The following is a 24,272-nucleotide window of genomic DNA, read 5'->3' on the forward strand; positions in this document are numbered from 1 at the left end:
GTGACCGGCAGCCCCGTGCCTGACACTCACACTAATAGTCCCTGGCCTGCTGGAGTTCCCCATGAATGAGTCTGTGCGCTTCGAAGATAAAGTCGTGATCGTCACCGGTGCGGGCGGCGGCTTGGGGCGAGCGCATGCATTGCTGTTCGCCAAACAGGGCGCCAGAGTGCTGGTCAATGATCTCGGCGGCTCGGCTCAGGGTGAAGGCGCCAATGCATCGGCGGCTGATCGGGTGGTGGCGGAAATTCGTGAAGCGGGCGGCACCGCCGAAGCTAACCATGACTCTGTCACCGACGGTGACAAAATCGTCCAGCACGCCCTCGATACGTTCGGTCGTATCGATGTCGTGGTGAACAACGCCGGCATCCTGCGCGACAAGACCTTTCACAAAATGGACGACAGCGATTGGGACCTGGTTTACCGCGTTCACGTCGAAGGCGCCTACAAGGTCACTCGCGCCGCCTGGCCACACATGCGTGAGCAAAACTATGGCCGCGTGATCTTCACCGCGTCGACCTCGGGCATCTATGGCAACTTCGGGCAGTCAAACTATGGCATGGCCAAGCTCGGCCTCTACGGCCTGACCCGCACACTGGCTATCGAGGGCCGCAAGAACAACATCCTGGTCAACGCCATCGCCCCCACGGGTGGCACCCGTATGACTGAAGGCCTGATCCCGCCGCAAGTATTCGAGCAACTCAAACCGGAACTGGTCAGCCCATTGGTGGTGTACCTGGCCAGCGAGCAATGCCAGGAAACGTCGGGGCTGTTCGAGGTTGGTGGCGGCTGGATGGGCAAGGTGCGCTGGGAGCGCAGCCTGGGGGCCGGGTTCGATCCGCGGGTCGGTTTCTCGCCGGAGGATGTGGCGGCGCATTGGCAGCAGATCTGCGATTTCGAAGGCGCGGCGCATCCGAAGGACAATATTGAGGCGCTGAAGGAAATGATGGAGAACTTGCAGAAGCATTCCCTCTGATTGCGCGACATCTGACGAGGCTTGCCTGAGTCCCGTCATCTCCCCCCGATTGCTTCCTGCCTGAAAACCTTTCGCCCATAAAAAAGGCCGCTGCAAACGCAGCGGCCAAAGTAAGACGTGGATCCAGGAGCTACAAATCAACGTCAGTGAACACAGGGCGATGAGTCGAAAAAATACGCTTCAAATCATCTGGATTCTGTCGCCAACGGGGTGGTCTATCATCCCCGTTCTTTGTGCTTTCGGGCCGTTTTCCGTGAAAGCCAGACAAGAATAAGATATTGATCACAAAGGAAAAATAGCGATTTTAGACATGCACTGTTACAGTCTTGGCAACAGTCTTCTGCTGACCTTTTGTAACAGCTGCCGTTAGCTGCGCCAGCTGTTACACATCCAACTTCAATCATGTCCCATGCACTGCACTGATAACCCTCCATCCAGCCCATCCATACCCCGCGCAAAACCCCGCCCCATGCGGGGCTTCATCCTTTGGAGGTACATCGCGAATACCTCCTTGGTGCGCTTATCGCTCCCGGCGAGCGGCAGTAGGGTGGGGCCTTCTGTCACTCACCGGGGAAGACGCATGACAAAAACAACAATGCGCGCCATCTTCAAGCCGCAAGCGCTGGCCGCTGCGGTGGCCTTGGGCTGCTGTGCCCAGGCGCAGGCCGTTTCATTCAACATCGGCGAAATCGAGGGGCAGTTCGATTCCTCGTTGTCCGTCGGCGCGAGCTGGGGCATGCGCGATGCCGACAAGTCGCTGGTGGGCACCGTCAATGGCGGGACCGGCCAATCCTCGACCGGTGATGACGGACGTCTGAACTTCAAGAAAGGTGAAACCTTCTCCAAGATCTTCAAGGGCATCCACGACCTCGAATTGAAGTACGGCGACACCGGCGTGTTCGTCCGTGGCAAGTACTGGTACGACTTCGAGCTCAAAGACGAAGACCGCGAGTTCAAGCAGATCAGCGACAGCGGTCGCAAGGAAGGCGCCAAGTCTTCCGGGGCGGAGCTTCTCGATGCCTTCGTTTATCACAACTATTCCATCGCCGATCTGCCGGGCACCGTACGTGCCGGTAAACAGGTGGTCAGCTGGGGTGAAAGCACTTTCATCGGCAATTCGATCAACAGCATCAACCCGGTCGACGTTTCGGCGTTCCGGCGTCCCGGCGCGGAGATCAAGGAAGGCCTGATTCCGGTCAACATGCTGTTCGCTTCCCAGGGCTTGACCGATCAACTCACGGTGGAAGGTTTCTACCAACTGGAGTGGGATCAGACGGTTCTCGACAACTGTGGCACCTTCTTCGGTAACGACGTGGTGGCGGACGGTTGCAACAACAACTACACCGTCGGCAGCCCGGCGATTGCTCCGCTGGCACCGCTGGCGGCAGCCTTTGGCCAACCTATCCAGGTCACCCGTGAGGGCGTGATCGTGCCCCGTGGCGGTGACCGCGATGCACGGGATTCGGGGCAGTGGGGCGCGGCTTTGCGCTGGCTCGGTGACGACACCGAATATGGCCTCTACTTCATGAACTACCACAGTCGCACACCGACCGTCGGCACCACCACCGCCGGGCTGTCGACACTGGCCAGACTGCCGGGCATGGTCAGCGCCGCCAACCGTCTGGCTCCGGGCAGCGGTGCGGGCCTGGCCCAAAGCGTGATGCTCGGGCGCGGCCAGTATTACCTCGAATACCCGGAAGACATTCGCCTGTACGGTGCGAGTTTCTCCACCACGTTGCCCACCGGTACTGCCTGGACTGGCGAAATCAGCTATCGGCCTAACGCTCCGGTGCAGGTCAACACCAACGACCTGACCCTGGCGTTGCTCAACCCGATCGCCGGCGGCGCGGCATCGCCTGTAGCGACCCGGCCTGGCGCCGACAATACCGGTTACCGCCGCAAGGAAGTGACCCAGGTGCAAAGCACCCTGACGCATTTCTTCGATCAAGTGCTGGGCGCCCAACGGCTGACCCTGGTCGGTGAAGCGGCGATGGTCCATGTCGGTGGTCTGGAGCCGCGGAGCAAGCTGCGTTACGGCCGTGATTCGGTCTACGGCCAGTACGGTTTCGGTGGCGATACCGACGGCTTCGTCACCTCGACCTCCTGGGGCTACCGTGCCCGGGCGATCCTCGATTACGCCAACGTGATCGGCGGGATCAACCTCAAGCCCAACCTGTCCTGGTCCCATGACGTCGCCGGCTACGGCCCCAACGGGCTGTTCAACGAAGGCGCCAAGGCGATTAGCGTCGGTGTCGATGCCGACTACCGCAACACCTATACCGCAAGCTTGAGTTACACCGACTTTTTCGGCGGGAATTACAACACCCTGACCGACCGCGACTTTCTGGCGCTGAGCTTCGGCGTGAACTTCTGATCTGGCTGAGAAGGATGATGTTAATGCGCAAGATGATTCTGCAATGCGGCGCCCTGGCACTGAGTCTGTTGGCCGCCAACGTGATGGCTGCGGTCTCGCCGGAAGAGGCCAATAAGCTCGGCACCACCCTCACGCCGCTGGGCGCCGAGAAGGCCGGCAACGCCGATGGTTCGATCCCGGCCTGGACCGGTGGCATCCCGAAAAACGCTGGAGCGGTCGACAGCAAAGGCTTCCTGGCTGACCCGTTCGCCAGTGAAAAGCCGCTGTTCACCATCACCGCTGCAACGGTCGACAAGTACAAGGACAAGCTTTCGGACGGGCAGGTGGCGATGTTCAAGCGCTACCCGGAAACCTACAAGATTCCGGTCTACCCAACCCACCGTACTGTGGCCGTGCCGCCGGAAATCTACGAGTCGGCCAAGCGCAGCGCGCTGAACGTAACCAGCATCAACGACGGTAACGGTCTGGCCAATTTCACCGGCAATCGCTACTACGCGTTCCCGATTCCGAAGAATGGCGTCGAGGTGCTGTGGAACCACATCACCCGTTACCACGGCGGTAATCTTCGACGGATCATCACCCAGGTGACGCCGCAGACCAACGGCAGCTACACACCGATCCGCTTTGAGGAAGAGATCGCCGTACCGCAATTGATGAAGGACCTGGACCCGGAAAAAGCCGCTAACGTGCTGACGTTCTTCAAGCAGTCGGTGACCGCGCCGGCACGGCTGGCGGGTAACGTGCTGCTGGTGCATGAAACCCTCGACCAGGTGAAAGAGCCGCGACTGGCGTGGATCTACAACGCCGGTCAACGTCGTGTGCGCCGTGCACCGCAAGTGGCCTACGACGGACCGGGCACCGCCGCCGACGGCCTGCGGACTTCGGATAACTTCGACATGTTCTCGGGTGCGCCAGATCGCTACGACTGGAAACTGATCGGCAAGAAGGAGATGTACATCCCCTACAACAGCTACAAACTCGACTCGCCGAGCCTCAAGTACGATGACGTGGTGAAAGCCGGGCACATCAATCAGGACCTGACCCGCTACGAGTTGCACCGGGTCTGGGAAGTGGTCGGTACGGTCAAGCCGAGTGAGCGGCACATCTACGCCAAACGCCACATGTATCTCGACGAAGACAGCTGGCAAGTGGCGCTGGTGGACCACTACGACGGTCGCGGCCAACTGTGGCGAGTGGCCGAAGGTCACGCCCAGTACTACTACGATCACCAGACTCCGGCCTACACCCTCGAGGCGCTCTACGACATCATCGCTGGCCGATACATTGCCCTGGGAATGAAGAACGAAGAGAAGCACAGTTTCATATTTGGCTTTGACGCCAAGGCTGCCGACTACACACCGTCGGCTCTGCGCGCCGAGGGCGTTCGGTAAGGGGTTTGATACATTGGCATCACGAAAGGCGACCGGTGGGTCGCCTTTTTTATGGGCGCCAATCAGCGCGCTGAATACCTCTCAACAAGCGGGTTGGAGAGGGTTAGGGTTGTCGGACAATTATAAAAAGGCACGCTGCAATGACCGCCATGATCCCGTGTCTGGACCGTTCTGGGTTCCTGCCCCGGCTGTCCTCTCATCACCTGTCGCGGGCTCGCTTGACCGAGCCGCTACTGACCTCAACGGCCCGGGTGAAATTACTCTGCGCCCCCGCCGGCAGCGGCAAGAGTGCGCTGCTCGCCGAGTGCCTGTTGCGGGCGCCATCCCAGTGCCGGGTGCATTGGCTGCCCTTGTCTGGCGGGGTGTCGAGCGTGGCCGATTTTCGTCATCGTCTGGCTGAGGCGCTGGGGTTGGCCTCGTCGGGCGAAACCGAATTGCTGAGCAATCTGGCGCGATTGCAGACGCCGACCTGGCTGTTCCTCGATGACTACTGCCGTCTGCCGAGCCCGGAGCTGGACTCGTTGCTGGATCGCATGCTGGCAATCGGCAGCCCGATGCTGACCTGGTGGCTCGGCACTCGCCGCCGGCCGCAATGCAACTGGCCAAGGTTGCTGCTCGATGATGAATTGTACGAGTGCGAGAGCGCTTCGTTGGCTTTTACTTCAGGTGAAGTGGAGCAGCTGTTGCGTCCCTGGGTGCCGGATCAGGCCAACAAGGTGGCCAGTCGGGTCATCCAGCGCACCGGCGGCTGGTGTGCCGGTGTGCGGATCGCGCTGTTGCAGAAGTGCGACTGGTCGCGTCAGGACAACCTCCAGGGACGGGCGGACACCTTGCTCGATTATCTGGAGCACGAGTTGTTCAGCTCGCTGACGCCTGAGTTGAGTGAGGCCTGGCGCGTGCTGGCCCACTTGCCACGTTTCAATGCCCGACTGTGTGATCACCTGTTTGGGGCCGGGGAGGGCGCGCAGTACCTGAAGACCTTGCAAGCACTGGGTTGTTTTATCGAACCCTGGCGCGACTCCACCGACTGGCTGCAGGTGTTCACCCCGTTCACCCAATTGCTGCGCAATGAGCAATGGCCGGCCGGACGCTCCTGGCATCGGCGGGCCTGCCAGTGGTTCTGCGCCGAGCAGGACTGGAAGTCAGCCTTCGAACAGGCATTGCTTGCCGAGGAATACGAAGTGGCGGTCAGCCTGTTGCAGCACTTCAGTTTCGAGCATCTGTTCGAGGAGCAGACAGTGGTGCTGTTGTTGCGTCTGCATGAGCAACAAGGCGAGGAGCTGATGCTCGGCTCGCCGCAATTGATCGGGTTGATCACGGCGGCATCGTTGTTTGCGGGGCGGTTTGAGCAAGCGGCCGATTGCATCGAACACCTGTCGCGCTTTACCCCTCAACCGTCGGCGTTCTTGCAGCGGCAACTGATTGCCCGCTGGCAGGCTCAGCAAGGCTGGTTACTGCACTTGCAAGGGCGTATGGAGAGCTCGCGCGCGCATTTTCTCGACGCCCTGAGCGAGCTCGGTCCTGACTTCTGGACCGTACGCTTGATGTGCCTGTCGGGTTTGACTCAACAGGCACTGCTCCGGGGCGAGCTTGATGTCGCGCAGTCGCTGAACCGTGAGGCGCTGTGTCTGGCGCGAGCACAAGGCTCGCTGGTGCTAGAAGGGCTGCTGGAGCTTGATCATGCGCAATTGCTGGAGCAGCGCGGCGCTCCCCTGCGCGCGGAAAGCCTGCTCGCCAATATCCATGAGCTGCTGTGTCAGCGTTCTGAGCGGCCGGTCCCGTTGCTGGGGCGAATCGCGTTGCGTCGGGGTCGGCTGGCCCTTTGCCGGGGGCAAGATGAGCGTGCCGCCGAATTCTTCCAGGCCGGGCTGGAGGATTGCCTGCACAGCCATGACAAACGTGTGCTTTACGGGTTTCTCGGTCAAGCACAACTGGCGGCCAATCGGGGGGACTATGGGCAAGCCTTTGTCCGGCTGCGCGATGCCGAGCGATTGATGCAACAGCGGCAGATTCCAGACACTGTTTACCGTGGCGTACTGTTACAAGTCAGCAGTCATTTCTGGTTGCAACAGGGGCGTGCCGAACTGGCATGCGAGGCCTTGAGCCGAGTGCTCAATCACTATCGCGGGCCGCAAGCGCGACAGGCCCCCCCGGCCACTCTGGAGCTGATTCCGCGCATTGAATATTTGTTGATCATTGCCAGGCACCGGGCAGAGCCGGATGCCATCGATGCTGCACCACAACTTGAGTCGTTGATAAAACAGGTGCAGGCGCGTGGAATGTTCGCGCTCGCCACCGAATTACAACTGGCCCTGGCCGAAGTGCTGTGGTGTGAGGGTCACACTACGAAGGCCATTGATGTGTTGCAGGAGGGCCTTCGCAACGTTGCGCGGTATCAGGCACTTCAAGTGCTAAGTGAGTTGCGCCAGCGTCAGCCGTTATTGTTACACGACGCGCAGGCTTCCCTCTTGTCTTGTGATCAACTTTGCAATCGTGCGGATGCAACAGAAATATTAAGCCAGCGTGAACTGCAAGTGCTGAAGCTGATTGCACTCGGTCATTCCAATCAAGAAATTGCCGACTCATTGTTTATTTCATTACATACCGTTAAAACCCACACTCGGCGCATACACGGAAAATTGCGGGTCGAACGCAGGACGCAGGCGGTGGCTAAGGCCAAGCTGTTAGGGTTGTGGGATTGAATCTGAAAATAAGGTGGTCAGTAAAATTGCTATGGAAGTTTCGGTGTTACATTGGGTTTAAGTTGTAAATAGTTGGTATTGCTTAACTGCTTTGGTGTGTTGTTGTCTTGGACTACTTTTGCTGACGTAAATTTTTCTACGTTATTCAAAACACCAAGGGCAACAAAATGAATATGATGAATAAATATCTGCCTATTGATGTCGGCAGTCGTCCGCAATGGCTTGAGCGTGCCAGCGTTAATGAACAACTGCACTTTGGCGAGCTGGAACAACAGTTAATCGCAAGTCAAGCCGATCTGGACAAACAACTGGGAAGTCATGCCAGTGTGCAGGCTTACGCAAAAAATGTGGCCAGCCAATTGTTGCAGTTGGAGCTTGGCAGCACGCTGGACCCCGACAACCTGATGACCATCAGCCGTTACGTCTTCGATGTGGCCGGAAAGCGAATCACGCAAGAAGACAGGCGTTCTCTGACGGATTTGCTGCTGTGTGGCCTGCACGAGGAGGGGCGGCGGGGATCGATCACGTTTGAAGGTGAAAGTCTTCCTTCCGGATTAAACCAGCAATGGTTGGAGGAAGTGATGAACGAAGACGTGCGTGCCGCCTACGGTGCTGCATACCGGTCTGTGTTCCAGCGCAGTGAGGTGGTCACCACCATGGTCCGTATCACCCGGGATCAATTGTTGCTGAGTGCCTTTGGCGCGAAGCTACAGGGGCATCTCGACGACACCAGTCTCCAACGGGTGCAACAGGCGGTGGACGGGAATGCGAACCTGGTGATCGCGCCCTTACAGCTGCGTGACGATACTCGCCCACTCCTGGAACTGGTTGCCATTGGCAGCCGCAGCCCCAGCCTGGACGACTGGCTGCTGTATGCTCCCGATTCGCCTGGCGGTCAGGATTGGTATCAATTGCCCTCCCTTAGGCAATTGAGCTTTGAAATCGGTGGTTGGACGGCAACGTCCGAGGGGAGCGACTATCTGCTATGGCATTCCCACGCGCTGGATCGTGAGGCCATCAGCGGTTACATGAACCAGATTTCCAAACTGCCCAATCTGTGGCGTGGCGTGGCTCTTGCGCCTACCCCTTACACTGGGGCCGAAGTGCTGAACTCCGTTGTTTTCAATCATCGGGCCTGGCTCGTGGCCCAGGAAGAAAGCCACACCCCCTATGGTTATCGGACCGCTACACAGCAGCAGCGCCAGCACCTCACCCGGATGAACTGTGAACTGCGGGCAATGAAAACCATTGAAGTGCGTGAAGGCGGGTTCATCAGTTATGAGCTTTTTTGCCATCAACTGATCAAACAGCAGATTGAAGAAGTTCTGCTGTCCAAAGGTGAAAAAGTCACTATCAACCCTGACCGGATTTTCGTGGAATACGAACGGGGTCAACAGATAACCCTGACCCGACTGATCGCCGACGAGGTACATTTTTATTCTGACAACGCAGCCCGGGATGGCGTCCCGCGTTTCACGGAGGCCACTGACCATCCACCCCTCACCAAACTCTCCATTCACGACATTGCCGCTTGGTCGCGAACGTTGCGCCCGGGTGAAAAGTACATCGACATGTTGCGTGCAACGCACATCGACCGTCCCAAAGGCTTTTTCAAGCAGCGGTTATACACGGGGATCATGCAGCGCCAGATGAGTGTGGCAATCCTGCAGGCGCTATTCACAGGCCGTCTGGTTCGGGAGCACTTCGATGAGTTGATGAAAGTTGTCACGGCGTTTGACTCTCCGCAACCGGACTGGCCTGTGGGCGAATCGCCTGCCAACGTGCGACACAGTGCTTTGTTCAAACTCCATCTCAAGGGGCACCTGATTGTCGGTGCGTTCGTTTTCAGGCTGCACGTTGCCGGGAAGATCGAGGAATATCTGTATACCCCGGATGCACCGGATGGACGTGAGCTGCGGCCGTTCAAGGATTTCGTGAGTGCGGTGAAAACCCGTGGCCTCGGTGATTACTTCTATAATCGGGCATTTGGGAAATACCAGCCGCAGGTCGGTACTTACCTGACGGATCTCGAGCAGGTCGCCAACTTCACCGAGGCGCCAATATTGGAGAAGAACAGTCGGGTCACGGATTTGTATTGGTGCTATTACGACGTGTTGACCAAGGTCATCTCTGACGTCGACGAGAAAACGCAAAGTCTTGAAGAGATCATCATCAGCCTGGTGAACAGCGCCGTCGTTTCGGCAGTGAGTGTCATCTCTATTGTCTATGCCCCCGTCGGTATCGCATTGAGCGTCGCCTTGTTTACTCAGAATCTGGTGCAAGGTGTTCATGCCTATACCGAGGGCAATCGGACCAAGGCCCTGAAGCATTACGTCAAGGCGGTGATTGAGTTGGCCTCCCTGGCCAAGGGAGTTCGAGGACTGTCGCAGGTTACCAAGTTGCAGAAAGACCTGATCGGTCTGCTGGGTGATGTGTATACCGTGGAAAAAATGTTTGCCGAAATATCCGGGCAGCCTCGATTGCATGAGCGGGCGCTGGAGGTCATTCAGGAGGTTCTCGACGACCCAGAGAGCATCACGAGCAAAACCACGCTCGGGTAAGGACAATGGCTGAGCACAGGTATCGCGTCTGATTCAGCGACTGACATCGGCGGGCTGATACCCCATCCGCCAACTCACGGCCCGCGTCGCTGCCAGCAATCGCTGCGCCGCCGGGCCGTTTTCGTCAGCGTGAAACAGTGAGGTCGGACCGACGATGGTCATGACCGCCGCTACATTCCCTGCTGCGTTGAATACCGGTGCCGACAACGCATCCACACCCGGCATCAGCAACCCATGCACATGATGCAGGCCGCGTACGCGGATCTGTTCACATAAGGCCGCATAGGTCTGATCGTCCGCCAAGACGTGTCCAGTGGCGTTGTGAAGTTCCTGATCGCGCAAGTCCACGGTTTCCCGCTTTGGTAGGTAAGCGCCAAATACCAGGCCAGTGGATGAACTGAGCAACGGCAATACCGAGCCCAATTGCGTGACCACCGTCACCGACCGCACTGCCGGCTCGATGTGCACGACCGTCGCGCCCTGATTACCCCACACCGCCAAAAAACAGGTTTCGTTCAGATCATCGCGCAGTTCGGCCAAGGGCAGGGCGGCGACTTTCAGCACGTCCATACTGTTCAGGGCAGCCAGGCCGACCCTAAGCGCTTCACGACCGAGGCCGTAATGGTTGGTGGCGGCGTTCTGCTCAGCAAAACCGCTGGCGATCAGCGCCTGTAGATAACGGTGAACCTTGCTCGCCGGCATCTGCACGTGTTCGGCCAAGCGCGACAACGAGGTCGAGGGCGACAGCTCGGCGAGGGCCTTGAGGATGTCGGTGCCGACCTCGGCCGAGCGGACTTTCTGTTTATCGTTGTTGCGCGGCGTTTCCATGAAGGCGGTCTGATCCCGGGACGAATGGGCGTCTTTATAGCTTGACGGTCAATACCAATCAAATTACGTTATGCGTAATTGGATTACGATAAAAATAACCCGGGCGTGCCAAGACCTCATCGCAGAGCAACTGGCCATTGCCTACTCCCGTTCAGGAGGCTCCATGAACCTCGATTCAACGGCGCCAGCGCTGGCTTATCAGTCAGGCTTTGGCAACGAATTCAGCAGCGAAGCGTTGCCCGGCGCACTGCCTGTCGGCCAGAACTCCCCGCAAAAAGCTCCTTACGGCCTGTACACCGAGCTGTTCTCCGGCACTGCGTTCACCATGGCCCGCAGCGAAGCACGCCGGACCTGGATGTACCGCATTCAGCCGTCGGCCAATCACCCGGCATTCGTCAAACTGGATCGGCAACTGGCCGGTGGTCCGTTGGGTGAAGTGACCCCCAATCGCCTGCGCTGGAACCCCTTGGACATCCCGACCGAGCCCACCGATTTCATCGACGGGCTGGTGAGCATGGCCGCCAATTCGGGCGCGGATAAACCGGCCGGGATCAGCATTTATAACTACCGCGCCAACCGTTCCATGGAGCGGGTGTTCTTCAACGCCGACGGCGAACTGCTGCTGGTACCGGAACTGGGCCGCCTGCGCATCGCCACCGAACTGGGCGTGCTGGAGCTGGAACCGCTGGAAATCGCCGTGCTGCCACGAGGGCTGAAATTCCGCGTCGAACTGCTCGACCCGCAAGCCCGCGGCTACCTCGCCGAAAACCATGGCGCTCCACTGCGCCTGCCGGATCTGGGGCCGATCGGCAGCAACGGCCTGGCCAACCCCCGCGATTTCCTGACCCCGGTGGCGCATTACGAAAACCTCAAGCAACCGACCACCCTGGTGCAGAAATTCCTCGGCCAGTTGTGGGGCTGCGAGCTTGATCATTCGCCGCTGAACGTGGTCGCCTGGCACGGCAATAACGTGCCGTACAAATATGACCTGCGTCGCTTCAACACCATCGGCACGGTGAGCTTCGATCATCCGGATCCGTCGATTTTCACCGTCCTGACCTCCCCGACCAGCGTGCACGGTCTGGCCAACCTCGACTTCGTGATCTTCCCGCCACGCTGGATGGTGGCCGAGAAAACCTTCCGTCCCCCGTGGTTCCACCGCAACCTGATGAACGAATACATGGGCCTGATCAAGGGTGAGTACGACGCCAAGGCCGAAGGTTTCGTGCCGGGCGGCGCCTCGTTGCATAGCTGCATGAGCGCCCACGGCCCCGATGGCGAGACCTGCACCAAGGCAATCAACGCGGAACTGGCGCCGGCTAAAATCGACAACACCATGGCTTTCATGTTCGAGACCAGCCAGGTGCTGCGCCCGAGCCGGTTCGCCCTGGATTGCCCGCAACTGCAAAACAATTACGACGCCTGCTGGGCCTCGCTGCCCGCCACTTTCGACCCGACCCGGAGATAACCCATGACTCAGACTTCCATCACTCGTAGCTGGGTTGCCTCCGCCAACGGCCACGCGGATTTCCCGCTGCAAAACCTGCCGTTGGGCGTGTTCAGCTTGAAGGGCGGCGCGCCGCGCAGTGGCGTGGCGATCGGCGACCATATCTTTGATCTGGGAGCGGCACTCGATGCCGGGCTGTTCGACGACGGTGCCGCGCGGACCGCCGTCGAAGCCACCCGTGGCGGCCAGCTGAATGCGTTTTTCGAGCTTGGTCGCGAGGCACGCGTCGCCCTGCGTGAACGCTTGATCGAGTTGTTTAAAGAAGGCAGCACCCTGCATGGCAAGATCGAAGCCCAAGGCGCAAAACTGCTGCCACTGGCGGCGGATTGCCAGATGCACCTGCCGGCGAAGATCAACGACTACACCGACTTCTACGTCGGCATCGAGCACGCGCAGAATGTCGGCAAACTGTTCCGCCCGGATAACCCTTTGCTGCCGAACTACAAGTACGTGCCGATCGGTTACCACGGCCGCGCCTCGACCATTCGTCCGTCCGGCACCGACGTGCGTCGGCCGAAAGGCCAGACCCTGCCGGCCGGCCAGACCGAGCCGACGTTTGGCCCGTGCGCCCGTCTGGACTACGAGCTGGAACTGGGCATCTGGATCGGCCAGGGCAACGCAATGGGCGACTCGATCGCTATCGGTGACGCCGCCGATCACATTGCCGGTTTCTGCCTGCTCAACGATTGGTCGGCGCGCGACATCCAGGCCTGGGAATACCAGCCGCTGGGGCCGTTCCTGTCCAAGAGTTTTATCACCAGCATTTCGCCGTGGGTGGTGACCGCTGAAGCGCTGGAGCCGTTCCGTCGTGCGCAGCCGACGCGCCCTGAAGGCGACCCGCAGCCGCTGCCTTACCTGTTCGACAAACGTGATCAGGCGGCCGGAGCCTTCGACATCGAACTCGAAGTGCTGCTGCTGACCGAATCGATGCGCGAACAGAGTCTGCCGGCCCATCGCCTGACCCTCAGCAATACCCAACACATGTACTGGACCGTTGCGCAGATGGTGGCGCATCACAGCGTCAATGGCTGCCAGTTGCAGGCCGGCGACCTGTTCGGTTCGGGCACGCTGTCCGGCCCTGAAAGCGGTCAGTTCGGCAGCCTGCTGGAAATCACCGAGGGCGGTAAAAAACCGATCGAACTGGCCTCGGGTGAGGTGCGTAAATTCCTCGAGGATGGCGACGAAATCATCCTGCGGGCACGTTGCAGCCGTGAGGGTTTTGCTTCCATCGGTTTCGGCGAATGCCGCGGCAAAGTGCTGCCGGCGCGCTAAGAGGATCGGCCCATGGAACTCTATACCTATTACCGTTCGACCTCGTCTTTCCGGGTGCGCATTGCGCTGGCGTTGAAGGGGCTGGATTACCAGGCATTGCCGATCAACCTGATCGCGCCGCAGGGGGGCGAACATCGCCAGCCGGCGTATCTGGGCATCAACCCGCAAGGCCGGGTGCCGGCCTTGCGCACCGACGAAGGTGAATTGCTGATTCAGTCACCGGCGATCATCGAGTACCTGGAGGAACGTTATCCACAGGTGCCGCTGCTGTCCAAAGACCTCGCCGCCCGCGCCCATGAGCGTGGCGTGGCGGCGGTGATCGGCTGCGATGTTCACCCGCTGCATAACGTCAGCGTGCTCAATAAGCTGCGGCAGTTGGGGCACGATGAGCCGCAAGTGGTCGAGTGGATCGGTCACTGGATCAGCCAAGGGTTGGCGACGGTGGAGCAATTGATCGGTGACGCCGGTTATTGCTTCGGCGATCAACCGGGGCTGGCGGACGTCTATTTGATCCCGCAGCTGTATGCGGCCGAGCGGTTCAATATTTCACTGGACGCTTATCCGCGAATTCGTCGAGTGGCGGCGTTGGCGGCGCAGCATCCGGCGTTCATCAAGGCGCATCCGGCGAATCAGCCAGACACCCCTTAAAGCAAGATCAAAAGATCGTCCGAACGCGGCCCGAGCCTTCGGCAGCTCCTACATTGGAATCGCGCACGCCCGTGAAATATCGGGCGAACAAAAATCCTGTAGGAGCTGCCGAAGGCTGCGATCTTTTGATCTTTTGCTTTTAATGCACAACCGAATTGGGCGGCAAATGCCCCAACCGTTCAGTCAGGCGAATCCGCTGGATCGGGTCGTCGCAGAGTAGCAGCGCGTGTTCCAGGTCAAAACGCTCGGCATTCGGGCAGTCCAGCCGTTGATAGAGGCTGGCTCGGGCCAGATAGTCGGAAGCACTGGCGTTGCCCAGTTCCAGCACACGTTCGGCGTCGACCAGGGCGTCGATGTAGTCATCGTTCGTGAGGTACAACTGGCGCAGGTTGCGTGACAGCCGTTGCAGCATCTGCGCAGGTTCGGCGGTCTGCAAATGCTCGGCGCTGAGCTGCATGTTCGGGCCGTACTGGCGTTGCAGCAGTTCACGGCAATCGTTGGGGTACAGCCGGCGCCCGCCGCACGGGTCGAGCAGGTGATCGGCGCCTTGCACCCGCAGCAGGAAATGCCCGGGGAAGTTGACCCCGACCATGGGAATCTCCAGCCTTCTGGCCAGTTCCAGCGCAATCAGGCCCAGCGCCAATGGCTGGCCGCGCCGGCGTTCCAGTACTTTATGGAGCAACGCCACTTGCGGGCGCAAGGGCGTGAAGTCGTCCTGGGCGAACCCCAGGTCATTCATCCGCCGCAACAACGGTTGCGCCAACTCATTCACCGGCAGCATCGGTAATCCGTAGCTGACCCGCTGTTGCAGGTCCTTGAAGTCCGCCAGCACGATCTCGGGATTCAGCTCTTTATCGTGTTCGGCGGCGATCCACAACGCCGCCTCGAACAGCGCGGGCGGTGATCGTTGCAGACAGTCGAAAAAGCGTTGGCGCGGGGTCATCAAAATCTCCGGGGAATGCCTCGTTTTAGCCCCGTCGCAGGCTTTCGTCCAGTGCTGAACACAGGCCGTAACAGGTTATGTCCGAAAACCTTTAAAGCGGCGCTGCTTATTCCGGTGCGCTTCTGCAATTTTTGTGCGCAAGCCTATACTGGCGACTACAAGAAGTGATTCGGGAGCCCTACGATGTTCGCTCTCATGCAAAGCACTCGCCTTGAATCGCTGCACCTGAGCGTCGATCCGGTCACCGGGTTGAAGGCGGTGATTGCCATCCATAACAGCCGCCTGGGACCTGCCCTGGGCGGGTGTCGTTACCTTGCCTACCCCAGCGATGAATCCGCGATCGAGGATGCTGTGCGCCTGGCCCAAGGCATGAGTTACAAGGCGGCCCTGGCTGGCCTGGCTCAGGGCGGTGGCGTTGCGGTGATTATTCGCCCGGCCCATGTGGAAAACCGCGCCGCAGTGTTCGAAGCGTTCGGGCGCTGGATCAATCAGCTCGACGGTCGCTACATCACCGCCATCGACGCCGGCACCTCGGTGGCGGACATGGACTGCATCGCCCAACATACGCAATTCGTCACCAGCACCACCGCTGCGGGTGACCCAGCACCGCATGCCGCCATGGGCGTATTCGCCGGCATTCGCAGCACCGCCATGGCCCGTTTGGGCAGCGATAATCTGGAAGGGCTGCGCATTGCCGTTCAAGGCTTGGGCAATGTTGGTTATGCCCTGGCCGAACAGCTGCACGCGGCTGGCGCCGAGCTGCTGGTCAGCGACATCGATCACGGCAAAGTACAACTGGCCATGGAGCAGTTGGGCGCTCATCCGATCGCCAACGAAGCGCTGCTCAGCACCCCTTGCGACATTCTCGCGCCTTGTGGCTTGGGCGGTGTGCTTAACAGGACCAGCGTGACGCAGCTGCGCTGCTCGGCGGTCGCAGGTTCAGCAAACAACCAACTGACCCATCTGGAAGTCGCCGATCAGCTGGAACGCCGGGGCATTCTGTATGCGCCGGATTACGTGATCAACGCCGGCGGGCTGATCTACGTGTCGCTCAAACACCGTGGGGAAGAGCTGACGACCATCACCGCGCACCTGTCGAAAATCAGTTCACGGCTGACCGAAGTCTTCGCCCATGCCCAGGCGGAAAAACGTTCTCCGGCCAGGGTAGCGGATGAGTTGGCGGAGAAAGTGTTGTACCGGTGATGCTGTACCGGTGAAAAGTTTTGAACCGATGAAGGAGTGAGTGCTTATCCGGCCAACTTGCTCCCCAAGCCCTGCGCCACAAACGTCGGGCCTGACAATCGCACGCCGACCCCGCGTGCCAGGAGCCCTGTGATGCTTCACAAGGTTGAGCTGCCCTACACCCGTTTTTTATCCCCTGACGGCCAGGTGCTCTGCGATCTCCCTCCCTGGGCCGACGACTTCAATCTGTTGACGCGCCTGTATCGGCAGATGGTCCTGACCCGCCTTTTTGACCAGAAAGCGGTCGCCCTGCAACGCACCGGGCGCATCGGTACCTACGCGCCGACCCTGGGCCAGGAAGCCATTGGCGTTGCGGTCGGCAGCCTGATGCACGCCGAAGACGTGCTGATCCCGTATTACCGCGACACCGCCGTGCAGCTGATGCGTGGCGTGCGCATGGAAGAAATCCTGTTGTATTGGGGCGGCGATGAACGTGGCAGCGACTTTGTCGACCCGGCGGTGGCGCAGGATTTCCCGATCTGTGTGCCGATCGCCACCCAGGCCCTGCATGCCTGCGGCGTCGCCAGCGCATTCAAGATCCGTGGCGAGCATCGGGTCGCCGTCACCACCTGCGGCGATGGCGGCACCAGCAAAGGTGATTTTCTCGAGGCCCTAAATGTCGCTGGCGCCTGGCAGTTGCCGGTGGTGTTCATGGTCAACAACAACCAATGGGCGATCTCGGTACCGCGACGAATTCAGTGCGGCGCTCCTACGTTGGCGCAGAAAGCCATTGGCGCCGGGTTCCACGGTGAGCAAGTCGATGGCAACGACATCCTCGCCGTGTATGACCGCGTGCAAGCGGCCCTCGAACGGGCGCGCCACGGCAAAGGCCCGGTGTTGCTCGAATGCCTGAGCTATCGCCTCGGTGATCACACCACGGCCGACGATGCCACGCGCTACCGCTCGGCGGACGAGGTCAAGCAAGCCTGGCTCGAAGAACCGATCAAACGTCTGCAGCGTTTCATGGTCGGGCAGGGCGTGTGGGATGAAAGCCGCGAGCAGGCGCTGATCAGCGAATGCCAGGGGTTGGTGCAGGTTGCTGTGGATAACTTCGAAGCGGCGGGCCTGCAGGCGCCGGCATCAGTGATCGATCATGTCTACGCCCAGTGGCCACAAGCCCTGGCCGAGCAGCGTGAAGACTTCCTCGAACGGGTGGCGCGCCGGACGGGAGGTTCGGGCCATGAGTAACGGTAAGGTAACGCTGCTGGAGGCGGTGAATCTGGCGTTGCATCGGGCCATGCGCGAAGACGAGAACGTTATCGTCCTCGGTGAAGACGTCGGGGTGAACGGTGGCGTGTTTCGCGCCACGCTGGGCCTGCGCGACAGCTTTGGTTTCAAGCGGGTCATCGATTCGCCGCTGGCCGAAACCATGATCAGCGGGCTGGCAGTGGGCATGGCGGCCCAAGGCTTGAAACCGGTGGTGGAAATCCAGTTCATGGGGTTTATCTACGCCACCATGGAGCACCTGGTGTCCCACGCCAGTCGCATGCGCAACCGCACGCGCGGGCGGCTCACTTGCCCGATGGTGCTGCGCTCGCCGATGGGCGCCGGGATTCGTGCGCCGGAACATCACAGCGAAAGCACCGAAGCACTGTTCGCGCACATTCCGGGGTTGCGGGTGGTGATCCCGTCCTCGCCGGCCCGGGCCTATGGTTTGTTGCTCGCGGCCATCGACGACCCGGACCCGGTGATCTTTCTCGAACCGACCCGACTCTATCGCATGAACCCGCAACCGTTGTTGGATGACGGTAAACGCTTGCCGCTGGACAGCTGCTTCACCCTGCGCGAAGGCAGCGACATCACCTTGATCAGTTGGGGCGCCAGTGTGATGGAAACCCTGCAAGCTGCCACGGCGTTGGCCGAGCAGGGCATCTCGGCGGAAGTGATCGATGTCGCCAGTATCAAACCGTTGGACCTCGACACGATGGAGGCCTCGGTGCGCAAGACCGGTCGCTGCGTGATCGTGCATGAGGCGCCGCGCTCCTGCGGGGTCGGCGCGGAAATCGCCGCCAGTCTCTACGAACGGGTGTTTCTGCAGTTGCAGGCACCGATCCAGCGAGTCACTGCGCCGGACATCCCGCCACCGCTGTATCGACTGGAATCGCTGTACATGCCTGGCGTCGAAGACATTCTTCACGCCTGTGACACCGTGCTGCGCCACGCCTGAAGAAGCCCTTGCAGAAACGCCAGAGGCCGAGGAGGTTGCGATGAAATACTTCAAACTGCCGGATCTGGGCGAAGGCTTGCAGGAAGCGGAAATCGTCCGTTGGCATGTGAAGGTCGGCGATACCGTCAAGGCTGACCAATTGCTGGTGTCGGTGGAAACCGCCAAGGCGCTGGTGGACATTCCCGCGCCCTACGACGGCGTGGTGGCGAAAACCTTCGGCGGCGAAGGCGACATCCTGCATGTGGGTGAGCCGTTGCTCGGTTATGAAGGCGAAGCGGACGCGGGCACCGTGGTCGGACGGCTTGAGGGCGGCGGCACGAATCAGGAGGATGCGTTTTTTATCGGCACCGCGCCTTCGACCCGCGAATACCTGGCGAACCGCGCCACGCCAGCAGTGCGTCAATTGGCGCGACAACTGGGCGTTGAACTGAGCGCCTTGGTCGGTTCCGGCCAAGACGGCCAGATCACCCGCAGCGATGTGGAAAATGCGGCCCAGACGGAACGCGAGCGTTTCGGCGGTGAGAAGCTGCGCGGTGTGCGCCGCAGCATGGCGCTGAACATGGCCCGGTCCCATGCCGAAGTGGTGCCGGTGACGATTTTCGGCGATGCCGATCTGCATCGCTGGGGGCAGGCGCGAGAACCACTGATTCGTCTGGCCAAGGCCATGGCGGCGGCCTGTGCGGTGGAGCCGGTGCTCAACAGCGCCTTCGACGGTAAAACCCTATCGCTCAAACAACACGAACGGCTCGACCTGGGCATTGCCGTGGATACACCGGACGGCTTGTTCGTGCCGGTGCTGCGCGATGTTGGCAATCGCTCGTCGGCGGACTTGAAAGAAGGTGTGATGCGCCTGCGCGCCGATGTGCAGGCGCGCTCGATTCCGCCCAAGGAAATGATGGGCGCGACCCTGACCCTGTCGAATTTCGGCACCTTGTTCGGCCGCTACGCCAACCCGGTGGTGGTGCCACCGCAAGTGGCGATCCTCGCCGCCGGGGCGATCCGCGATGAACCGGTGGCGGTCGAGGGCGCAGTGGCGGTGCATCCGATCCTGCCGCTGTCCCTGACCTTCGATCACCGCGTAGTGACGGGCGGCGAGGCGGCGCGGTTCTTCAAGGCGCTGGTGACGGCGCTGGAACAACCCGAGGCCTGACGTTTTGCGGGCATGAAAAAGGCCCTGAGCCATTGGACTCAGGGCCTATTCAATTCGGGCATTGCTTACTTCGGCGTCTTGGCGGCTTTGGCTGGCTTGGTCGGCTCAGCGGGCGCTACTTCAACAGGTGCAGCGACTTCAACGGGTGCAGCTTTTTCAGCGACTTCAGCTGGCGCATTCAGCAGTTCGGACAGTGCGTCCGGCTGGCTCTTGAACGCCTTGGCGAACACATCGCGGTTCTTCGCCATGTAGATCCCGGCTTCTTCCACTTGCTGCTCGGTCAGGGACGGAACGGCTTTTTGCAACACTTCAGCCAGCAATTCGGCCAGTTCGAGCATTTTGTCATGACGGTCAGCTTCGGCTTTATCCATGAACAAGCGCTCCAGATCTCGGCTGCTGCGGTATACCACTTCGACGGCCATTCACCACCTCACATGCCTTCACATTTAGTTGTCTTTGCGACTACTGTATCTATATACAGCGAAAAGGATAAGCGAATCCCTGCGCTTTGGGTAGTGGCTTTTTAATGTAGACCGGATTCGGGGTTTGTCAGGTGAACGGGACGGGTGCGACCAAACGCCACGGAGCGTGTTTTAAAGCACCTCGCCATCATGTGGCAGGCAACCCCTGGCCTTTTTTCTGCATGCAGAACAACCGTCACGTCCAACCCGCATCATCCGCTCGAACCGAGCTAAGGATCAATCATCGTGAAAATCAACTGGGCCGAGAACCTGCGGCAGAACGTGCACCAACTGGCCGAGTCCCTGGGCAACCTGTTTGTCGAGACCTTCCACTACCTGGCGCTGTTCGCCATCGGTGCGGTGACTGCCTGGGCGGCGGTCATGGAGTTCATCGGGATGCTGGAACAGGGGCACATCAAGATCGATGACATCCTGTTGCTGTTCATCTACCTGGAACTGGGGGCGATGGTCGGGATTTACTTCAAGACCAACCACATGCCGGTGCGGTTCCTGATCTACGTGGCGATCACCGCGCTGACACGGCTGCTGATCTCCAACGTCTCGCACCACAATCCACCGGACCTGGGGATCATCTACCTGTGCGGCGGGATCCTGTTGCTGGCGTTTTCGATTCTGGTGGTGCGTTACGCTTCGTCGCAATTTCCTTCGGTGAAGATCGAACACCCGCAGCGCAAGATCGGTGCGGGTTCCGGTGAGCATCCTGAAGTGGAGAAGGGCGAGCTTTAAAACCCGATTTCAGGTCGGGGCCGGGCTTTGGCCTGTGGCGGCGGCAGCTTACGGTTGTCGCCGTCGGTCATGGCTTCGAGGATGGCCACGGCACATTCACCCTGTTCGATGGCGATGCCGAACTGAATACTTTGTACCAGGCGTTTGAGGCGCTTGGGGTCATTGCGTTGTTCGGCGCTGATCATCCGTTTGGCCACCACGCGGCCAGCGTTGGAGAGGGTCAGCATGATGCTGCCGTCCAGGCCCTGGATGCTCAGGTTGATTTGATAATCCGCTGCAAAAGCATCGGTAATGAGCTGAAAAGGGTTGTCCATAATGCGTCACCGCCTGATTGAACGTGCAGTTGTTGACGGCCGTGATCGGGATTAGTTCGCAGTACCAGACCACCGGCCTTCCATGTTCATGCGCTTTCTTCCGTGCCGCGTAGGGGATACAGCAAGGGGCATGCCGGAAAAACTGTCGGACAATGTTTACGGCAAAAAAACGGCGGGCACCCTGGCCCGCCTTCTTTTTGCCTGCCCGTTTCAGGGCATAAATGAATAGATGATCGCAGACAGTGCAATCAGACCGACCAACACCACGAACACGTTCGAGGCCTGGCCCGAGTACTGGCGCAAGGCCGGTACACGGCGGATGGCGTACATCGGCATCAGGAACAACAGGCAGGCGATGATCGGCCCGCCGAGGGTTTCGATCATGCCCAGGATGCTCGGGTTGAAGGTCGCCACGGCCCAGCAACTGAGGATCATGAACAGTGCAGTGAGGCGGTTCAGCCAGCTGGCGGAGACGACTCGACCACGACCACGCAGGCTTTTCACGATCAGGCCCTGAAAGCCTTCGCTGGCGCCGATGTAATGGCCCAGGAAGGATTTGGTGATTGCCACCAGTGCAATCAGCGGCGCGGCGTAAGCGATGACCGGCGTCTGGAAGTGGTTGGCCAGGTACGACAGGATCGAAATGTTCTGCGCCTTCGCCGCGGCCAAATCAGCTGGGGACAACGCCAGCACGCAGCTGAAGCAAAAGAACATCACCGTGACGACCATCATGGCGTGAGCGATCGCCAGAATGCCGCTGCTTTTGCGTTCGGCTTGCCCGCCGTAACGCTGCTTCTGATCGACGGCGAAGGCGGAAATGATTGGCGAATGGTTGAACGAGAACACCATCACCGGGATCGCCAGCCACAAGGTCTTGAAGAACAGCGGCAGTGGCATGCCTTCACTGGCGGTGGCGAAGAACGCGCCGTTCCAGTTTGGGATCAGGCTGATGCCCAGTAGCAGCAAAGCGGCGACGAACGGGTAAACCAGCACACTCATGCATTTGACGATGACGCCCTGACCACAACGGACGATGGCCATCAGGCCGAGAATCAGCCCCAGTGACAGGATCGCCCGGGGCGGTGGCGTCATGTGCAACTGGTGCTCCATGAGGCTGCTCAGGGTATTGGTCAGCGCCACGCTGTACACCAGCAGAATCGGGAAAATCGCAAAGAAATACAGCAGCGTGATCAGTTTGCCGGCACCGATGCCGAAGTGTTCTTCCACCACCTCGGTGATGTCCCCGGAACGGCCGGACAACACGAAACGAGTCAGGCCGCGGTGTGCAAAGAATGTCATCGGAAACGCCAGCACTGCCAGGATCAGCAGCGGCCAGAAACCACCCACGCCGGCGTTGATCGGCAAAAACAGTGTGCCGGCGCCAATCGCTGTGCCATAGAGGCCAAGCATCCAGGTGGTGTCGTGTTTACTCCAGCCTTTGTGGGTTATTTCGCTACTGCGTGTGAGGTCTACAGCGGGATTATCGGCAGCAGGTGTGCGTACATCGGTCATCGTTTTCGCCTCGTTATTGTTTTTGCTCGGGCTCACGTGTTGCGGACTGTCAGGAAATGCTCCTCAGCACTCCACCCAGCTAACAGCCAGGCCGCCCCGTGAAGTTTCTTTGTATTTGTCGTGCATATCGGCGCCGGTATCGCGCATGGTGCGGATCACCCGGTCCAGGGAAATGAAGTGTTTGCCGTCACCGCGCAGGGCCATTTGCGTGGCGTTGATCGCCTTCACCGCGGCAATCGCGTTGCGCTCGATGCACGGTACTTGCACCAGACCACCGACCGGGTCGCAGGTCAGGCCGAGGTTGTGTTCCAGGCCGATTTCAGCGGCGTTTTCCAGCTGCTCTGGAGTGGCACCGAGCACGTCGGCCAAACCGGCGGCGGCCATGGCACAGGCCGAGCCGACTTCACCCTGGCAGCCGACTTCGGCGCCGGAGATCGAGGCGTTTTTCTTACAGAGAATGCCTACGGCGGCGGCACCCAAAAAGAACGCCACGACGTCATCGTCCGACGCGTCCGGGTTGAATTTCATGTAGTAGTGCAGCACGGCCGGAATGATTCCCGCCGCCCCGTTTGTAGGCGCGGTGACCATCCGTCCGCCCGCGGCGTTTTCTTCGTTCACGGCGAGGGCGAACAGGTTCACCCACTCCATGGCCGACAGGGTGGAGCTGATGACGTTCGGTTTGCCGATTTCCAACAGGCTGCGATGCAATTTCGCGGCGCGGCGCGGAACATTCAGTCCGCCGGGCAGGATGCCTTCGTGACGTAAGCCTTGCTCGACGCACTCGCGCATCACCGACCAGATGAGCAACAGGCCCTGACGGACTTCGGCTTCGCTGCGCCAGGCCAATTCATTGGCCATCATCAATTCGGACACCCGCAGACCGTGCTGTTTGCAGAGCTTGAGCAATTCGGCGGCGCTGGAAAAATCGTACGGCAGCACGACGTCGCTGGCCGGCGCAATGCCGGACTCGGCTTCGGCCGCTTCGATGATGAAGCCGCCGCCCACCGAGTAGTACGTCTGCTCGAACAGCTCACCGGTTTCGCCGAAGGCTGTCAGGGACATGGCGTTCGGGTGGTAGGGCAGGCTCTCGTCGAGCAGCAGGAGATCGTGCTGCCAGTTGAAGGCGATGGTCGCTTTGCCGGCCAGGGACAGCTTGCCGGTTTCCCGCAGGTGCTGGATGCGCGAATCGATACTGGTCGGATCGATGCTGTCCGGCCATTCGCCCATCAGGCCCATGACACAGGCGCGGTCGGTGGCATGGCCGACGCCGGTGGCGGAAAGCGAGCCATAAAGGCGGATTTCTACCCGACGGACGGCGGCCAGTAAATTCTGGTCAATCAGTGCTTGGGCAAAGGTCGCTGCGGCGCGCATCGGGCCGACGGTGTGGGAGCTGGACGGACCGATGCCGACTTTGAAGAGATCGAAAACACTGATAGCCATGCTAAAGCCTATACAAGCAATGGAAGAGAAATCGCCGCCA

At 60.0% G+C, this 24,272-nt stretch carries 18 protein-coding genes and 1 pseudogene; 13 read left to right on the top strand and 6 right to left on the bottom strand.

The window, feature by feature from the left end:
• Positions 1-61 precede the first annotated feature (61 nt).
• From ACCC96_RS19505 to ACCC96_RS19525, 5 genes are all read left to right on the top strand, one after another.
• Positions 62-973, top strand: coding sequence for an SDR family oxidoreductase (locus ACCC96_RS19505; protein WP_413696657.1), 912 nt, complete (start codon positions 62-64; stop codon positions 971-973).
• A gap of 580 nt (positions 974-1,553) precedes the next feature.
• A complete protein-coding gene (locus tag ACCC96_RS19510; RefSeq protein WP_258671141.1) occupies positions 1,554-3,347 on the top strand; it encodes a DUF1302 domain-containing protein in 1,794 nt (597 codons plus the stop codon).
• A gap of 23 nt (positions 3,348-3,370) precedes the next feature.
• The gene (locus tag ACCC96_RS19515; RefSeq protein ID WP_019647684.1) at positions 3,371-4,738 is read left to right on the top strand and encodes a DUF1329 domain-containing protein; all 1,368 of its coding nucleotides are present in this window, start codon (positions 3,371-3,373) and stop codon (positions 4,736-4,738) included.
• 140 nt (positions 4,739-4,878) lie between these two features.
• Positions 4,879-7,440 (top strand): LuxR C-terminal-related transcriptional regulator, encoded by a 2,562-nt coding sequence (locus ACCC96_RS19520; RefSeq protein WP_413696658.1) that lies wholly within the window; start codon positions 4,879-4,881, stop codon positions 7,438-7,440.
• 167 nt (positions 7,441-7,607) lie between these two features.
• Positions 7,608-10,001, top strand: coding sequence for a dermonecrotic toxin domain-containing protein (locus tag ACCC96_RS19525; protein ID WP_413696659.1), 2,394 nt, complete (start codon positions 7,608-7,610; stop codon positions 9,999-10,001).
• 33 nt (positions 10,002-10,034) lie between these two features.
• On the opposite strand, the gene ACCC96_RS19530 is transcribed toward ACCC96_RS19525, so the two are convergent.
• Positions 10,035-10,829, bottom strand: a complete 795-nt coding sequence (locus ACCC96_RS19530) for an IclR family transcriptional regulator (protein ID WP_019647687.1) — start codon at positions 10,827-10,829, stop codon at positions 10,035-10,037.
• A 163-nt stretch (positions 10,830-10,992) separates the two neighbouring features.
• Between ACCC96_RS19530 and hmgA the strand changes: the two genes are divergently transcribed.
• From hmgA to maiA, 3 genes are read left to right on the top strand one after another with little or no spacing between them, the layout of a single operon-like run.
• Positions 10,993-12,297 (top strand): homogentisate 1,2-dioxygenase, encoded by a 1,305-nt coding sequence (gene hmgA, locus ACCC96_RS19535; RefSeq protein ID WP_413696660.1) that lies wholly within the window; start codon positions 10,993-10,995, stop codon positions 12,295-12,297.
• Positions 12,298-12,300: 3 nt separating this feature from the next.
• A complete protein-coding gene (gene fahA / locus ACCC96_RS19540) occupies positions 12,301-13,608 on the top strand; it encodes a fumarylacetoacetase (RefSeq protein WP_413696661.1) in 1,308 nt (435 codons plus the stop codon).
• Positions 13,609-13,620: 12 nt separating this feature from the next.
• Positions 13,621-14,256, top strand: a complete 636-nt coding sequence (maiA, locus tag ACCC96_RS19545) for a maleylacetoacetate isomerase (RefSeq protein WP_019581138.1) — start codon at positions 13,621-13,623, stop codon at positions 14,254-14,256.
• Positions 14,257-14,395: 139 nt separating this feature from the next.
• On the opposite strand, the gene ACCC96_RS19550 is transcribed toward maiA, so the two are convergent.
• Positions 14,396-15,199: a SirB1 family protein gene (locus ACCC96_RS19550; RefSeq protein WP_413696662.1), complete on the bottom strand. Its 804-nt coding sequence runs from the start codon at positions 15,197-15,199 to the stop codon at positions 14,396-14,398.
• A 183-nt stretch (positions 15,200-15,382) separates the two neighbouring features.
• Between ACCC96_RS19550 and ACCC96_RS19555 the strand changes: the two genes are divergently transcribed.
• From ACCC96_RS19555 to ACCC96_RS19570, 4 genes are all read left to right on the top strand, one after another.
• Complete coding sequence (locus tag ACCC96_RS19555; RefSeq protein ID WP_018927157.1) at positions 15,383-16,402, top strand: Glu/Leu/Phe/Val dehydrogenase family protein; 1,020 nt, start codon at positions 15,383-15,385, stop codon at positions 16,400-16,402.
• A 132-nt stretch (positions 16,403-16,534) separates the two neighbouring features.
• Entirely contained in the window at positions 16,535-17,629 is a 1,095-nt protein-coding gene (gene pdhA / locus ACCC96_RS19560; protein WP_019647692.1) for a pyruvate dehydrogenase (acetyl-transferring) E1 component subunit alpha, read from the top strand.
• Positions 17,622-18,608, top strand: a complete 987-nt coding sequence (locus tag ACCC96_RS19565; RefSeq protein ID WP_028940313.1) for an alpha-ketoacid dehydrogenase subunit beta — start codon at positions 17,622-17,624, stop codon at positions 18,606-18,608. Before pdhA ends, ACCC96_RS19565 begins: the two co-directional genes overlap by 8 nt.
• 40 nt (positions 18,609-18,648) lie before the next feature.
• On the top strand, positions 18,649-19,758 hold the full coding sequence (locus tag ACCC96_RS19570; RefSeq protein ID WP_019647694.1) for a dihydrolipoamide acetyltransferase family protein: 1,110 nt from the start codon (positions 18,649-18,651) through the stop codon (positions 19,756-19,758).
• Between the two features lie 167 nt (positions 19,759-19,925).
• Here the strand turns inward: ACCC96_RS19570 and ACCC96_RS19575 are convergent.
• Positions 19,926-20,180: pseudogene (locus ACCC96_RS19575) on the bottom strand (YebG family protein); the annotation flags it as partial.
• 285 nt (positions 20,181-20,465) lie between these two features.
• Between ACCC96_RS19575 and ACCC96_RS19580 the strand changes: the two are divergent.
• Positions 20,466-20,966 (top strand): phosphate-starvation-inducible protein PsiE, encoded by a 501-nt coding sequence (locus tag ACCC96_RS19580; RefSeq protein ID WP_018927152.1) that lies wholly within the window; start codon positions 20,466-20,468, stop codon positions 20,964-20,966.
• Here the strand turns inward: ACCC96_RS19580 and ACCC96_RS19585 are convergent.
• From ACCC96_RS19585 to ACCC96_RS19595, 3 genes are all read right to left on the bottom strand, one after another.
• Complete coding sequence (locus ACCC96_RS19585; RefSeq protein WP_019581133.1) at positions 20,963-21,280, bottom strand: DUF3509 domain-containing protein; 318 nt, start codon at positions 21,278-21,280, stop codon at positions 20,963-20,965. The two genes, ACCC96_RS19580 and ACCC96_RS19585, sit on opposite strands and share 4 nt — an antisense overlap.
• Before the next feature lie 210 nt (positions 21,281-21,490).
• Positions 21,491-22,792, bottom strand: a complete 1,302-nt coding sequence (locus tag ACCC96_RS19590) for a serine/threonine transporter (protein WP_413696663.1) — start codon at positions 22,790-22,792, stop codon at positions 21,491-21,493.
• A 63-nt stretch (positions 22,793-22,855) separates the two neighbouring features.
• The gene (locus tag ACCC96_RS19595) at positions 22,856-24,232 is read right to left on the bottom strand and encodes an L-serine ammonia-lyase (RefSeq protein WP_413696664.1); all 1,377 of its coding nucleotides are present in this window, start codon (positions 24,230-24,232) and stop codon (positions 22,856-22,858) included.
• Positions 24,233-24,272 lie beyond the last annotated feature (40 nt).

It is taken from the genome of Pseudomonas sp. Pseusp11 (assembly GCF_047304405.1).
In the GTDB taxonomy this organism is placed as follows: Bacteria; Pseudomonadota; Gammaproteobacteria; order Pseudomonadales; family Pseudomonadaceae; genus Aquipseudomonas.